Annotated in this window: 11 protein-coding genes; 7 read left to right on the forward strand and 4 right to left on the reverse strand. The window is 33.7% G+C overall.

The genetic code is table 11. The features are described 5' to 3' along the window. The first annotated feature begins 68 nt into the window (after window positions 1-68). From SCA31_RS12075 to SCA31_RS12085, 3 genes are all read left to right on the forward strand, one after another. Window positions 69-1,106, forward strand: a complete 1,038-nt coding sequence (locus tag SCA31_RS12075) for a helix-turn-helix domain-containing protein (protein WP_410697246.1) — start codon at window positions 69-71, stop codon at window positions 1,104-1,106. Between the two features lie 120 nt (window positions 1,107-1,226). Continuing rightward, window positions 1,227-2,870, forward strand: a complete 1,644-nt coding sequence (locus tag SCA31_RS12080) for a serine hydrolase domain-containing protein (protein ID WP_410697247.1) — start codon at window positions 1,227-1,229, stop codon at window positions 2,868-2,870. Between the two features lie 238 nt (window positions 2,871-3,108). Further along, entirely contained in the window at window positions 3,109-3,525 is a 417-nt protein-coding gene (locus SCA31_RS12085; protein ID WP_410697248.1) for a hypothetical protein, read from the forward strand. A gap of 172 nt (window positions 3,526-3,697) precedes the next feature. On the opposite strand, the gene SCA31_RS12090 is transcribed toward SCA31_RS12085, so the two are convergent. From SCA31_RS12090 to SCA31_RS12105, 4 genes are all read right to left on the reverse strand, one after another. Beyond that, window positions 3,698-4,111: a hypothetical protein gene (locus SCA31_RS12090; RefSeq protein ID WP_410697249.1), complete on the reverse strand. Its 414-nt coding sequence runs from the start codon at window positions 4,109-4,111 to the stop codon at window positions 3,698-3,700. Between the two features lie 186 nt (window positions 4,112-4,297). Beyond that, entirely contained in the window at window positions 4,298-5,503 is a 1,206-nt protein-coding gene (locus SCA31_RS12095) for an MFS transporter (RefSeq protein ID WP_410697251.1), read from the reverse strand. A 224-nt stretch (window positions 5,504-5,727) separates the two neighbouring features. Continuing rightward, window positions 5,728-6,339, reverse strand: a complete 612-nt coding sequence (locus SCA31_RS12100) for a response regulator (protein ID WP_410697252.1) — start codon at window positions 6,337-6,339, stop codon at window positions 5,728-5,730. Between the two features lie 5 nt (window positions 6,340-6,344). Next, window positions 6,345-9,338 carry a sensor histidine kinase gene (locus SCA31_RS12105; RefSeq protein ID WP_410697253.1) on the reverse strand — a complete coding sequence of 998 codons (2,994 nt, stop codon included), beginning with the start codon at window positions 9,336-9,338 and terminating at the stop codon, window positions 6,345-6,347. Between the two features lie 931 nt (window positions 9,339-10,269). Here SCA31_RS12105 and SCA31_RS12110 point away from each other — a divergent pair. The 4 genes from SCA31_RS12110 to dnaX all read left to right on the forward strand — a co-directional run bounded on the left by SCA31_RS12110 (window position 10,270) and on the right by dnaX (window position 14,128). Beyond that, a complete protein-coding gene (locus SCA31_RS12110; protein WP_410697254.1) occupies window positions 10,270-10,623 on the forward strand; it encodes a helix-turn-helix domain-containing protein in 354 nt (117 codons plus the stop codon). Between the two features lie 425 nt (window positions 10,624-11,048). Further along, entirely contained in the window at window positions 11,049-12,305 is a 1,257-nt protein-coding gene (locus SCA31_RS12115) for an aminotransferase class I/II-fold pyridoxal phosphate-dependent enzyme (protein WP_076355797.1), read from the forward strand. A 6-nt stretch (window positions 12,306-12,311) separates the two neighbouring features. Continuing rightward, window positions 12,312-12,944, forward strand: coding sequence for a TetR/AcrR family transcriptional regulator (locus SCA31_RS12120; RefSeq protein WP_410697255.1), 633 nt, complete (start codon window positions 12,312-12,314; stop codon window positions 12,942-12,944). 98 nt (window positions 12,945-13,042) lie between these two features. After that, window positions 13,043-14,128, forward strand: a complete 1,086-nt coding sequence (gene dnaX / locus SCA31_RS12125; RefSeq protein ID WP_410697256.1) for a DNA polymerase III subunit gamma/tau — start codon at window positions 13,043-13,045, stop codon at window positions 14,126-14,128. Window positions 14,129-14,310: the final 182 nt, after the last annotated feature.

Consider the following 14,310-nt stretch of genomic DNA (forward strand, 5'->3'; position numbering starts at 1 on the left):
AATGTATTTATATGATTTAAAAAAAATGGTAGATTTATTTGTAGTTTTGTGATAATCAAAATAGAAATATGGCATTCATAAATGATTTAGGTAAAATTATTGTTTTCTTGTTTTTGCTATTGAGTGTTTTTCTGATCACTGCAAAACCTAAGAGAAAATTACCCAATTATTTGTTTGCTGCATTTCTTTTGATTTCTGTTGTAGATCTTTCAGGTTTTTTTCTGAACACGCCGGATCATGGCCTTATTAAAGCATTTAAACGATCCAGTATCCTGCTTCAGATGCCTTTATACTATCTGTACGTTAATGCAGCCTGTTATTATAACTTTACACTCAATAAAAATCAGCTTTTGCATGGAGTGCCTTTTTTATTCTTTTTCGGTTTATTAAGCATCATGGGAGTTTCTGAACAAAATCAAAAGATATTTGATATTGTTTCTGTCATTCAGTATTACTATTATATCATTGCCGTATTTTGGACATTGAGAACTTTTAAAAAGATATACCAGGAGAATTATTCAAGCAATCATCATCTTACTTATAAATGGTTGCTTCAGACTACTGTTCTTTTTTTAATTGGAAATGTCTTTGTGTTGATCAGAGGCTTTGTAAAGGATAATAATGCTGTTTTCCTTGGGCTGTATGCATTTTCCTCGCTATTTGTTTTATTTGTTGTCAGTTGGTTTGTACTTAATGCCCTATATCAGCCAAGCCTATTTACAGGAATTGATAAAGACCTGGTTCCTGTAGAAGCAGAAAAAGAATCTAAGGAAGAGCCAGAACAGCTTAAAGACCTTCTAAAATTTATGGATATGGAAAAACCCTATCTAGATGATAAACTTACCTTGCAAAAATTGGCTGAGCAGATAGGTATGGCGGAAAAACAACTGTCATTGTTAATCAATCAGTATATGGGTAAACATTTTTTCGACTTTATTAATGAGTTTAGAATCAATTATGCAAAAGTGTTGCTTAAGAATCAACCGCAGTTAACTGTGCAGGAAGTTTTGTATGAAGTTGGATTTAATTCTAAATCTTCATTTTATACGGCCTTTAAAAAAGAGACTGGTGTTACTCCCACAGATTACAGAAAATCAATTATTTAGACGGTGTCCGATTTTAAGTCGGACTAATTTTCTATAATAAAAAGAGTCCGATTTCCGATAGTCGGATGTTTACTCTGTTATAAAACTTCAGATTTGCTTCATTATTAAAAATCAAATACAATGAAGTCATTAATTAAAACCATTATTCTACTCTTGTTTTCTGTTCTATCCATTGAAATTTGTTTTGGACAATCCAATCAAAAAGATGAACTTCGGAAAGCAGACTCCATCATTAACAATTATTCTCAGGCAGATGCTCCAGGGATGGCTGTAGGGATTATAAGAGACGGAAAAGTCATTGAAAAGAAAATATACGGACTGGCAAATCTTGAAAACCGGATTCCTGTGACAGATTCTACAGCATTTAATATTGCATCAGTCTCTAAACAGTTTACAGCTTTTGTAGTCCTTTTAGCAGAGCAGGAGGGAAAGTTGTCATTGAATGATGATATCAGAATCTATTTGCCGGAACTAAAGCACTTGCCCTATAAAATCACCATCAGACAACTGGCCAATCATACCCATGGGCTACCGGAATTTGCAAATATCAAAAGACTGCAGGGGTTTGGAATTGAGTCTCGGGTAACCAATACGGAAGCTGTAGAGACTGTTTTGGCCATTAAAAGTATAAATTTTCCTTCCGGTGAACAATACAAATATAATAATACAGGCTTTATCCTTCTTGCTGAAATTCTTCACAGAATATACAAAAAAGATTTTGTTGACTTACTCAGGGAATATATTTTCAATCCTCTTCACATGAATTATACGAATGTCGTGGATGATCCCGAGAAAATTATTCCCAATAAATCTGAATCATACAGAGAAAACAAGAGGAACTTTACCAAATATACCTTAGGACAAATGGGAAACGGTGCTTCCAACATTTTTACAACTTTGGATGATCTCTGTAAGTGGGCTGTCAATTTTCAGAACCCAACAGTGGGCAGTCGTGAAATCTATCAAAAAATGCAGCAAAATACTTTTCTGAGTACAGGCGAAAAGATAGAATATGGTCTTGGACTGCAAACCGGAAAATATAAAGGACTGGATATTGTCTTTCATGGTGGTGGTACAGCAGGGTACAGATCTTATATACTCCATGTTCCTGCCCATCATTTATCAATTGTGTTAATGAGTAATAAAGCTGCTTTTGATGGATTATTTATTGCCTATAAACTGGTTGATCTATTCCTTGAAGATCATGAGGTTTTGGCCTCTCCACCTAGGAAAATAGCCTATACTTCTACTGAACTAAAAAAGTTTGAGGGTACCTATGAAATAGATCCTGGAAATTATATGGAAATAACCACGGATGGTAAAAAACTATATGCGTGGGGAAGTAAAACCCCTTTGGAATCTGTGGGAGACCATATATTTGCCATTCCTTTTATTCCAACCGCTCATGTTACATTTTATACCGGAAAGCTTACATTCAGCATTGGGGACTTTGTATTTACCTGCGAAAAGGTAATATTGAATCCACTGGATGAGAGCAAAATGGATCTCAATCAATTTGTTGGGCATTATAAGAATGAAGAATTCAATACAATCTATGAGTTGATTGTTAAGGATAATAAACTTGTTGCAAGACATGCCATTAATCCCGAAGCTATTTTACATCCTTTAAGTCCGGAAAACTTTTATTCCCGGGAGCCATTTTTTGGACGAATTCATTTTAAGTATGATGAAAATAATAAGATGAAAGGATTTATACTATCAGGATCCAATATGTTCAACATAGAGTTTAATAAAATTAAATAAAATATTTTAAGTTGAACGTCCGAAAAAGTTGTAAATTATTATCTTTAAAATAATATTTCCATAGAATTGGAATACTATTTGTAATGCAATACAAAACAACAAATGAATCGAATTTTCAGCATAAATTATCTTTGACTAATTAAAAATCATGTTCCTGTCTCAATAAAGTGGATTATTTTATTCAGGTAACTCTCCTTATTCAGTATAGTAAAAAAAATGTCCCATAAATTTTAAACATATGAAAAACGCAAAACTATTAATTACAGCAATTACAGTTGTAATGTTCGCTTCAAGTGCTTCTGCACAGCTTGTTCCAAAAGGAGCCGGTTCCGATAAAGATAAACATGGATGCAAAGGATCCGCAGGATATACTTTCTCTGTGATAAAAAACGACTGTGTGAGGCTTTTTGATGAAAAAATTCTTTTAAAAGAAGTAAATACTAAAAAATCATACACCTCTCAAGCGGCCATAATTCTTAGCCAGGACGAACAACAGGCAGAGTTGTTTTTACCGTCTTCAGACGGAAGTCTCATACTTGAGAAAGTAGCATCTAAAAAGGCTGTTGTTTATAAAAAAGGACAATATACTTTAACGAAAGGTAAAAAGAATAGCTATGTATTGAAACTGGCGAATAAAACAGTTTTCAAGAGTTAAGAATACCATCAAAAAATGAGCGCATTTTGTTTCATACTTGTGCTGAGAAGCTGCTTCAAAACTGAGGCAGCTTTTTTGTTTTGTATTCAGAATTTCTGGTGACTTTCTATAACAGAGAAAACCACAGATTATCATAATAACCTATGGTTTTCAATAACTAAGAACTATTTAACTATGATTCTGTTTTAAGGTAGCCATAATGTAAAGACGGATCCTTACCAAACAGGCATGAAAAAATGTTTTGAAATTCATGGATATACTTACATTTTATAGCATTTCCATAGATTTTTAATCCCTCCAGTATTTTTCTGGAACTCAGATCAATATCATACTTTATAAAAGCTTCCGGTCTCTCGTATCGGATGCTTTGATCTGAACTGAATGTTCTTGAAAATCCCAGCCTCTCCAGCCATTCTTCCGTTATTTTAATTGGCTTAATGGAATCTGCCGGAACCGAAATACGTTGAATATCATTTTCAATGTGAACAAAATATTCCTTTTCTACACTCTGAAAGATTTCAGTGATCGTATAAATCTGATTTTTGTACTCGACTAAGTTTTTGATTTTAAGATCTGCTACATTCATAATATTTTGATTTTTGTGATGATGTTGGTATAGGGTATAACTATCAAATATTAAGCCATGCATAGTATTGTAAGGCAGTGTTTTAGTGAAGATTAGGTTAAATTTTTCGTTAAAAAATTAATATTATGTTAAAATAATAGAATTATAATTGGGTTTCAAAAAATTGGATGTAGTAGGTCTTTGAGATCAGTGAATTTTTTTCTCCTGTGAAGACTTATTAGCTGTAGCCAAAAGAAGAGCAATGACAATAGAGCAGATAAGAAATGCTATAAAAACATTCCAGGAATAGGAGTGGAGAAGATATCCGGTGCCACTTCCCAGAATACTTGATCCGAAATAATAGAATAACCAATAAATAGAAGTAGCAGAGGACTTTCCTCGTTTCGCATAAAGTGCAGTCATTTGGCTAGCCATGGTATGAGAGGCAAAAAAAGAAAGCGTAAAAAGAGCAAGTCCAAAAATGAGAACATAAAGATTTTCTGATAGAAGCAACAGCGCTCCCACAATCATAAACAGGATAGATGCCTTTAGAATAGTATTGGCAGGAAATCTTTTGGATAGACGGCCAACGATCATAGTTCCAAAGACACCAAAAACGTACATCAGGAATATAAATGCAATGATAAAATGACTCAGGGAGAAAGGAGCATCCTCCAATCTGAAAGTCAGATAATTGTATACACTTACAAAAACACCCATTACCAAAGCTGCAATGAAGTATAAACGAAGCATATAAGGATTAGTGAGAAAAAACTTCATCTGCTTCATCTTGAGATGGTAATCTGTTTTTTGGGGATTGAAAAATTTTGATTTTGGGAAAAGTTTCCAAAATATAATGCCCAGGATTAAACTCTCTATTCCAATCACCAAAACAGCATTGCGCCATCCAAATTCCCCGGCAATAAGAGTAGCCAATATTCTGCCACTCATCCCACCAATTGTATTTCCGCTTAGGTACATGCTGATGGCAGCGCCTATTACAGCAGTATTTACTTCCTCTGTAAGATAGGCGAGGGCTACTGCTGAAACTCCTGAAACAACAAATCCTTTGAAAATCCCGATGGCAATCAGAAGACTGAGGCTTGGTATCCATGTTGAAAGGATGGTAAGTAAAGCTGAAGAAATTAGGGAGAAAGTCATGAGCCCCTTTCTGGAATAGCTGTCTGCCTTAAAGGCGAAAAATAATAAGCCTAACGCCATTCCTATGGTAGACGATGATACAAGCAGGGAAGTGTCGCCCACAGACACGTTGAAATGTTCTGCCGCCATGGGCAGCATCGGCTGAAAAAGATAAAGCTGCGCAAATACAGAAAGTCCGGAAAAAAAAATACAAAGTTTTATAAATCGGAAATGCTGGCTTCCCTGATCTGCTTTTTCAAATGGATTCATCATTTCTTGCCGTTAAAATGCAATAGGTTCATAGAAATAAGGTCCAGTAAAGTTCCTGATTATTTTTTAATTGTAAAAATCATTATCTCAATGATCACGATAGGTGCTGAATATAGAAGAGGTGCTGCTACTCAAGTTTAATTATTTTCTCTCTTTGACAAAATTGGAGTAATAGTAAGCACGGATGTTTATTCCAAACCATCTTTTACTACTTTCTGGACAAAACATTAATGCATCATTTCATATACTTTGATTAATTCTGCAATGTTACCTACATCAAGTTTTTGGAAGATTCTTTTTTTATAGGTACTTACCGTAGACATCTGAATGTTAAGCTGATTAGCAATTTCCAGATTTCCATTTCCATCGGCCAAGAGTTTAAAAATCTCGTATTCACGGGAAGAAAGTTTTTCAGCAGGGTTATTTCTTTTATTCTGAATGATAAGCCCAATTAATTCAGCAGGGTAGAAGTAGCCTTTTTCAAGCACTGTTTTTACTGCATTCTTGATTTCTTCTTCACTGCTTTGCTTATTCAGATAGCCCTCAGCCCCTTCTCTTATGTATTGTATGGCAACATCTTTATCATACCCGGAAAATACAAGGATCTTTATATTTTTCTGAATGTCTTTAAGCTCAGAAATCATTTTTTTATATTGAGTTCCGGGCATGTCAATATCTAAAATAAGAAGATCATACTGCTGGGTTCCCAACATCTTTTTTACCTGTTCATAGTTCTCTGCGAAATCTATATTCAGACTAGGAAAGGCAGTCTCTAAAACCAGTGCTGTTCCTGCTCTGACTACATAGTGATCATCAGCAATTAAAATTCTTTCATTCATATAAATTAGTTTTTATTGAGCATTATTTCTACAACAATTCCCTTGGGGTGATTCTGCCTAAAGTTTATTTCAGCATTAATTTTTTTGACTAAATGAATCACCATATGCAGCCCTAATCCTTTTCCTTTAAAGCTAGGCGTCTCCCGTTTAGGGTTTTTAAAAAGGTTCATATAGACAGCTATTTGTTCTGCGGACATTCCTGCCCCGGTATCGGCTATTGTTATGGTAGATTTTTGTTTGTTTTCTGTAATATTCATGGCTATCTGGCCATCAAACGTATTCTTTACAGCATTATCCAGAATATTATGAATGATTGCCATTAAAATACTTTCGTTCACATGGGAAAAAATGTTGGTTTCAGCCATGTTGATAATCATGGTGCCTCTTTCCTTGGCGATCTCACAGAATAATTTTTTCTTGATCTCCAAAATCCTGTTAATAGGGTATTCTTCCTCTTCAAAGATATTTTCAGCCTTATAAAGTTCAGTATATTCCTTTAAATTTAAGGTAAACTGATAAAGTTGTTCCGAAGATTTGTAAATGCTGTCAAAATACTTTTTTTGCAACTCTACATCATCCGATTCATATAATTTCTGTGAAAGCATGGCAATAAACCTGATAGGAGTGGTAATATCATGGCTGATGGTTTCTACCAGTTTTTTCTGATATTCAGTTTCTTTTTGCAGGTCACTTTTTACTACTTCAAGAGTAAGGGCAGTTTCTTTCAATTCAGAATTTTTGTTGTGAACAATCTGCTTTAATGCTTTATTTTTTATTCTTAAAAAGTTAGTAGTGAGCTGAACAATTACAGTGATGATAATCAAAATAATAATAGAAACAGAAACTCTGAACAGCATGGTTTGATAAAAAAACGGCTGGATCTTAAACTGGATGTTTTTTTCTTCATATTTCCCATCCGGAGAGATCAGCATTCTCACGCTCAGTATGTATTCACCTGGAGCAAGATTGCTGAGGGTATATTTTAGTTCTTTTCCGGTGGCAATCTGTTCCCAGTCGGTATTTTCCGTACCTGATATCTTGGCCTCTATATAAAGATTTTCCAAATTGGAAAAATAAGGGATGTCAATGAAAATATCTGCGGTTTTATAGTCTTTTTTTAAATCAAGAAGATGGTGGAAATGTTGAGGTTCAGAATTTCCAATCTTTACCCTTTCAATATAAATTTTACTTTTGTCTGGATAGTAAGTTTTGATACTGTCCGGATTAAAAAATATAAACCCATCCATAGACGGGAATACAAAATCTCCGCTCTCCAGCGCATAGGCATTGGGTTGTGAACTTCCATTAAATTCATTTGTCAGGAATCCGTCCTTTTTGGTGAAACGATAATAAAAAACAGGATTTTTTTGATCTTCCGCATACTGTAGAAGTTGTTTTTTAGGAACCTTAAACAAACCATTATTGGAAGATATCCAATAAAAACCTTTTCGATCCTCAAGAATATAATGCGCAGACTGAAGATGGTTATTCCTGTCATTGGGCATTTTAATAAGCTTTCGGTTTCTGAAAAGATAAAAGCCATTTTTATTGGTCATAACCCAGATAAGGTTATCCTTTGTCTGGATTATGCTTTTAACGTGGATGTTTTTCAGAATAGGAGTAATCGTTTCACTTCCCAGAGTTATAGAGTAGAGTCCATCACTATTGCCTACCAATACTTCATCCTTGTTGTATTGGGCAAAATTATTGACAAAGCTTTTAAAGTGATAAACAAAATCCGGTTTTGAAAATATATCTTTTGTCGAGAGATGCAGCTGGCTTTTAGAGAAATCTGAAAATGAAGAGCCATACAGGTTTCCACTTTTCAAAAACATTTCAAATCCTTTCTTTATAAAGGTAGAGTCTTTCCTTTTGTAACCGGAATCCTTATAAAATCGAATGATACTGTTTCTTTTCCGGATAAGGATATTCCCGGATTTGTCATACATCATAAGATAATTATCATTGTTTCCAAATGAGTACTTATTGACAATTCCATGTTTTCCAAACTCTGTTCCGTCGTCTGCAATGATTGTATTCTTACTGAATGGGAGAGAAGCATAATATACATTGTTAGAAAAATCAGCTTCTTTTTTGGCAACATAAAAATCTGAAAGTCTAAGAACATTTAGTCCATTATTCAGAGTTCCAAGATAAAGTTTATTAAAATCCTTATCGTAGAACATAGAATAATAGGAATGGCTACCTATCTCATTGTATTTTACAAGAAATTTCAGTGTTATTTCACGTCCTTTTCCTTCTACAAGATAAATATTATTATGATTGATGATAAAGGTTTGATTGGTGATTTGCTGCCAGTAAACCTTTGTATTTGGATCATTAAAAAGACTTTCCTTTTCATGAACAGAAAGCCTTCCCTTATCAATAGAATAGGTTTTCCTTGCCTTGAGATTATTAATAAAAAGAACCTCATTAAATACAAAAATATTGTTCAGATCCTTGTTTGAAAACGGAAAAGCTATTTTCGTTTCTTTCCCATTCTCATCCTTGTAGATAATAGTGTTTTTTGTGGTAAAGTTGTAGGTTGAATTCTTAAGCTGTATAAAATAATGAATGTCATTATAAAAATTACATGCAATAATATTATTTGCAATCCTGTTTATAAACGTTCCTTCCTTTAAAAAACCTTTTTTATCACTATTATGAAGACTGGTGACTTTAGGAAATCTATTTTTTATAATGATCTTGTTTTCCTGGAAATTATTGAGAACCGTAATGCTGTCCAAAAGGGTATCCCCAATAAATTCTCCAAAGTGCAAATTATTTATTTTGAAATTATTGAAAGTAATAAAAGAACTACCATCATAACGTACAAGACCATTTTCTGTAGAGATCCATATAAAACCATGTTTATCCTTAACAAGGGCCTTTGCACTGCTTTGTGGAAGTCCATTGTCAATATTGTACCATGTTGAAGTATGGCGCTGTCCGTAAATGTTGAAATATAAGCAAGTAAAAAACAATGCCCAAACTCTCATATGTGCACAACTGATCTATGTTTTATGCATCAATGCATAAAACGGTTAATAATAGTTTTTGTACAAGTCGAAGTTTTTTTAATGGGTAGGAACGATTGAGAATAAATTTTTATCATTAATTTTTTTAGTCGTTTGTGTTTTATGTGTTAAACAGATTTGTTTGATGCTGTAAAAATAATGAAATTATACAGATAAATCAGTATTTTTTGATGGGTATTACGATGAGTTTTGTGTATATTTATTGATAATGAAGCAGATATTTGTCGGTTTTTTTGTAGTAATATTTCTACAGATAGTGAAAATTTATTTTATTTAAACAGTTCTATTGCAGAAACCATAATTTTTAATTTACAATTTTTAAAAGATTTCATGCGGAGAAGATGCAAATGCCTCAAAAAATATTTGAATTTTAATGTGATTCATCGAATGAGGTTTGTTCATTTAAATGGATTGAACATCAGAGAAGTACCTGTGATATTCTTAGTTGGTTTTTATGTTTTTTTGCGAATTTTATTTATATTTTTCATTTATTGTCTTTTTGTAGTAAAAGTTTTACAACGATATTGTGTTAATTCTACATGTTTTTTTTGATCAGGCTGGATGGCTTTCCTACTTTTGCAAACGATTCCCACCAAGATGAAAGAAGCTTTTAATTAATTAAATGATTCTAAAAACACAAACGGTTTTTACCTCAAAAATAAAAGATCTCTTGAAAGAGATCTTTTTTCTTTTTATACAATTGCATATTTGAGTTGGAGTGGGTGTTTTGCATCTAAAAAAAATCAGTATTTTCAAAAGGCAAATTTTTTCTGCATCAATATAATTGTTGAATAAACAGTTCTTTTCATTTATGACCCGAAAAGTTCACCATATGATTTTTAATTCTTAACTTTAAATTTATGGTTTAAATCAGTATAAAACCAAAAATGCGATGAAAAGAAGTAAAGAGATTGTTAATCAATATTTTGTGTTTTTAGAAAAACATGTTCAGGATGTGATTTCAGGAAGCATTTCCGAATTTATGGAAGTTAATGAAATTGCTGGACAGTTAGCTGTTTCTCATAAGCATCTTACCGACACCATCAAGAAAGAAACAGGGCAGCATCCTTGTTATTTTTATGATGAAAAAATCATTCATGAAGCTAAATGGATGCTTACCAATTCTGATAAATCCGTAGCAGAGATTGCACGTATTTTTACTTATGATCCATCCAATTTTTCAAAATTTTTTAAGAAAATGACAGGATTTACTCCGGGTAGGTTCAGGACATTTTATGAAATTTGATATTTTTATTTTATTTCTCTCAGACGGCTTTGATATTATATTTTATAGATTTCAGTTCTCCTTTATGGGATTTAATAATGTTAAAATACCGCTGAAAATAGTTTTTTACCAGATAATAATAAAAGAATGAATGAAAATAATCTTTTATAAATGAGGAGGTTGTGAGAAATAAAGGTCTTTTTTTATTATTTCTTTACCAATATTACTTTATTGATTGCTTTTTTTACTAATTTTCCATTACTAAAAACTAACTAATTCAATAAAAAATATGTTCAAAGTTGCATTTATATAATGGAGTCGTTTGGTTTGCAGAGCAAGAGAATAAAAATGTTAAGTCTTTAATAATATTTAATCTTTTATGTGAATCAAAGCCCTTTAAATAGTCATATATTTGTTTCTTCGAACCACAACAAACAAGATTAAGGATGAGCATCAATTTCACAACAGCAACTATTAAAGACTTTGAGAATATACCAGATAATGATATGGCTCAAAGAGCTGAAATATTTTATGAATACCTAGACTTTGTGAAGTCTAACGGGCATATGAATTACAGACTGAAGAATACTTCAGGGACTAATGCAGTATTGAATGTAAATATAGCAAACCAAAACAGAGAATTTGTTAGTTTTGTTTCCAGTGATTATTTAGGGTTTACACAGCATCCAAAAGTAAAGCAGGCCGCTATTGAGGGAATAGAGAAGTATGGTACAGGAACAGGGGCGACCCCTCTTATTGGTGGTTATTTTGATTACCATAATGCCCTAGAGAAAAAAATATCAAGCTTTTTTAAAAGAACTGAAGATGAAGCTGTTGTTTTTACGACTGGGTATACAGCAAACAGTGCTACCTTACAATGCCTGATGCAGAAAGAGGATCTGGCAATTTTAGACATGGCAGTACATGCCAGTGTACATGAAGGATGTGCCTTTACCAATAAAAAAACATTTCCTCACAATAATTTGGAATCTTTGGAACACATTTTGAAGGTATCTGAAAATCTGTACCGTACGAAACTCGTTATTGTGGATGGAGTGTATTCCCAAGATGGTGATACCTCGCATATTAATGAGATCTATAATCTAGTGAAGAAATACAACGCCTTTCTAATGGTAGACGACGTACATGGTGTCGGTATCCTTGGAGAAACAGGAAGAGGTACTTTGGAACAAGCTGGATTACTTGATAAAGTGGATATCATTACAGGAACATTCAGTAAAACGTTTGGTAATCTGGGTGGATATGTTATCGCCGATAAAAAATTGGCAGCATTTATCAGATTCCAATCCCGTCAGCAGATCTTCTCAGCAACTGCCCCACCATCATCCGCAGGAATCGTTAAAGCCATTGATTTGATAGACGAAGAACCGATCTGGAGAGAAAGACTCTGGAACAATATCAACTATTTCAAAAAAGGACTTGATGACTTAGGATTGGATACGGGAATTACCTGCTCAGCAATTGTTCCGGTAAAAATAGGAGATCCATACTTGACAGGGGATGTCGGAAAATTATTAATAGAAAAAGGAATTTATACGAATCCTATTCTTTATCCGGCAGTGCCAAGAAAAGACGCACGTATTAGAATGAGTGTAACAGCCAGGCATGAAAAGGAACACCTGGATAAAACGCTTAACGCATTTGATGATATTAATAAAAAATTGCATATTGCAAAAAAATAATAAATTATGCCTAGAAAAGTAGTGCAAGGCCCAATTAGGGACAAAGAAAAAACAAAACAAAAACTGCTTGCTGCAGTTGGTAAAATTTTAAGAGTAAAAGGATACTCAGGATTAAAAGTAAGTAAGATAGCAGCAGTTGCCGGTTTTGATAAAAAATTGATTTATGAGTACTTTGGAAGCACTGATAAGCTAATCGATGAATATATTAAGTCTCAGGATTACTGGAGTCAGGTAAATAAAGATGTAGAGGTAGATTACTCCGACGGAGGGCATGAGCTTACCAAATTTGTCGTGCTTAACCAGTTTGAGAACCTTAAGAAAAATAAAGAACTTCAAAAGATCATCCTTTGGGAGCTTTCAGAAAATAAACCTATCCTTAAAAAGCTGGTTGAACAACGTGAAGAAGTAGGAGAGGTTTTGTTTGGAAATATCTCAGATCCGTATTTTGGAGAAGGTGCTGCAACGAGACATAGAGCAATTATGGCGCTAATTGTTTCAGGAGCATATTACCTTAACCTTTATACAGGATATAATGCAAGTGTTTTCTGCGGGATTGATTTGAAAACAGAAGATGGAAGAAAAGAGATTGAGCAGGCTATTGTTGAATTGATTGACTTTGCATATAGTAAAAAGAAGTAATCATTAAAAGTTTTCCAATTTGAACAGAAATATATTTTTGTTGATAATTTGAAAACTTTTAATTTTCAAATTAGAACTATATTTCTTATTTTTGACCAATGGAAAATTTTATAGTATCTGCAAGAAAATATCGTCCTCAAGAGTTTGATACAGTTGTAGGACAATCCCATATTACGGATACTTTAGAACATGCAATTGAAGAAAGTCAACTAGCTCAGGCATTGCTTTTTTGTGGACCTCGTGGTGTAGGTAAAACTACCTGTGCCAGAATTCTTGCAAGAAAGATCAATGAGAAAGATGGCTCGGTTTCAGAAGACGGCTTTGCTTATAATATCTATGAATTGGATGCTGCATCCAATAACTCTGTAGATGATATCAGAGAACTGATAGATCAGGTACGCTTTGCTCCTCAGGTTGGTAAATACAAAGTATATATCATTGATGAGGTTCATATGCTGTCTTCTGCCGCTTTCAATGCTTTTCTGAAGACACTTGAAGAGCCGCCAGCTCATGCTATCTTTATTTTGGCGACTACAGAAAAACATAAAATTATTCCAACTATTCTATCTCGTTGTCAAATTTATGACTTCAAGAGAATTACCATTGAAGATATTCAGGGACACCTGAAAAATATTGCTCAAAAAGAAAATATACAATACGAAGATGACGCTCTATACCTGATTGCTCAAAAGGCAGATGGTGCATTAAGAGACGCCCTTTCAATCTTCGACAGGCTTTCCACATTCTCCCAGAAAAACATTACACTGGCAAAAGCTGCAGAAGTCCTAAATATTCTAGACTATGATCAGTATCTTAATATTGTAGATCTGGCCAAGGAAAACAAAATTCCTGAAGTGCTGTCTGCTTTTAATGATATTGTTAAAAAGGGTTTTGATCCTCATATTTTTGTCGCCGGACTGGGAAGCCATTTCAGAGACTTGATGATGGCACAGAATACCTCTACAATTGATCTCATTGAAGTAGGAGAGAAGACAAAGTCTAAGTTTATAGAACAAGGACAAAAATGGGCCGCCCAGCAACTGATTGATGGTATTGAAATCTGTAACCATGCAGATATTAATTATAAGAATTCCAAGAATCCAAGACTTACCGTTGAAATTGCACTGATGCAGCTATCTTCTCTGACAGCTAATTCAGGTGATACTAAAAAAAAAAGTTCTTAATACTAGCCCCATTTCTCAATGAGAAGCAGGAAGTAAAAATTCCTGAAAAAGCTCCGGAGAAAAAAGAGTCCGTTAAGACAGTACAGGCTATACAGTCTGAGGAGGTTCAGAATACGACAATCAATAAAACAACAAAGCCTTTATCCAGACCTGGAATTTCTTCAGGCTTTAGCATCAATTCT

It is taken from the genome of Chryseobacterium sp. SIMBA_028 (assembly GCF_046535285.1).
Lineage (GTDB): Bacteria > Bacteroidota > Bacteroidia > Flavobacteriales > Weeksellaceae > Chryseobacterium.

Excerpts from the sequence above, each read along its gene's own strand:
- SCA31_RS12075 (WP_410697246.1), top strand. The coding sequence starts at position 69 with ATGGCATTCATAAATGATTTAGGTAAAATTATTGTTTTCTTGTTTTTG.
- SCA31_RS12080 (WP_410697247.1), top strand. The coding sequence starts at position 1,227 with ATGAAGTCATTAATTAAAACCATTATTCTACTCTTGTTTTCTGTTCTA.
- SCA31_RS12085 (WP_410697248.1), top strand. The coding sequence starts at position 3,109 with ATGAAAAACGCAAAACTATTAATTACAGCAATTACAGTTGTAATGTTC.
- SCA31_RS12090 (WP_410697249.1), bottom strand. The coding sequence starts at position 4,111 with ATGAATGTAGCAGATCTTAAAATCAAAAACTTAGTCGAGTACAAAAAT.
- SCA31_RS12095 (WP_410697251.1), bottom strand. The coding sequence starts at position 5,503 with ATGATGAATCCATTTGAAAAAGCAGATCAGGGAAGCCAGCATTTCCGA.
- SCA31_RS12100 (WP_410697252.1), bottom strand. The coding sequence starts at position 6,339 with ATGAATGAAAGAATTTTAATTGCTGATGATCACTATGTAGTCAGAGCA.
- SCA31_RS12105 (WP_410697253.1), bottom strand. The coding sequence starts at position 9,338 with ATGAGAGTTTGGGCATTGTTTTTTACTTGCTTATATTTCAACATTTAC.
- SCA31_RS12110 (WP_410697254.1), top strand. The coding sequence starts at position 10,270 with ATGAAAAGAAGTAAAGAGATTGTTAATCAATATTTTGTGTTTTTAGAA.
- SCA31_RS12115 (WP_076355797.1), top strand. The coding sequence starts at position 11,049 with ATGAGCATCAATTTCACAACAGCAACTATTAAAGACTTTGAGAATATA.
- SCA31_RS12120 (WP_410697255.1), top strand. The coding sequence starts at position 12,312 with ATGCCTAGAAAAGTAGTGCAAGGCCCAATTAGGGACAAAGAAAAAACA.
- dnaX (WP_410697256.1), top strand. The coding sequence starts at position 13,043 with ATGGAAAATTTTATAGTATCTGCAAGAAAATATCGTCCTCAAGAGTTT.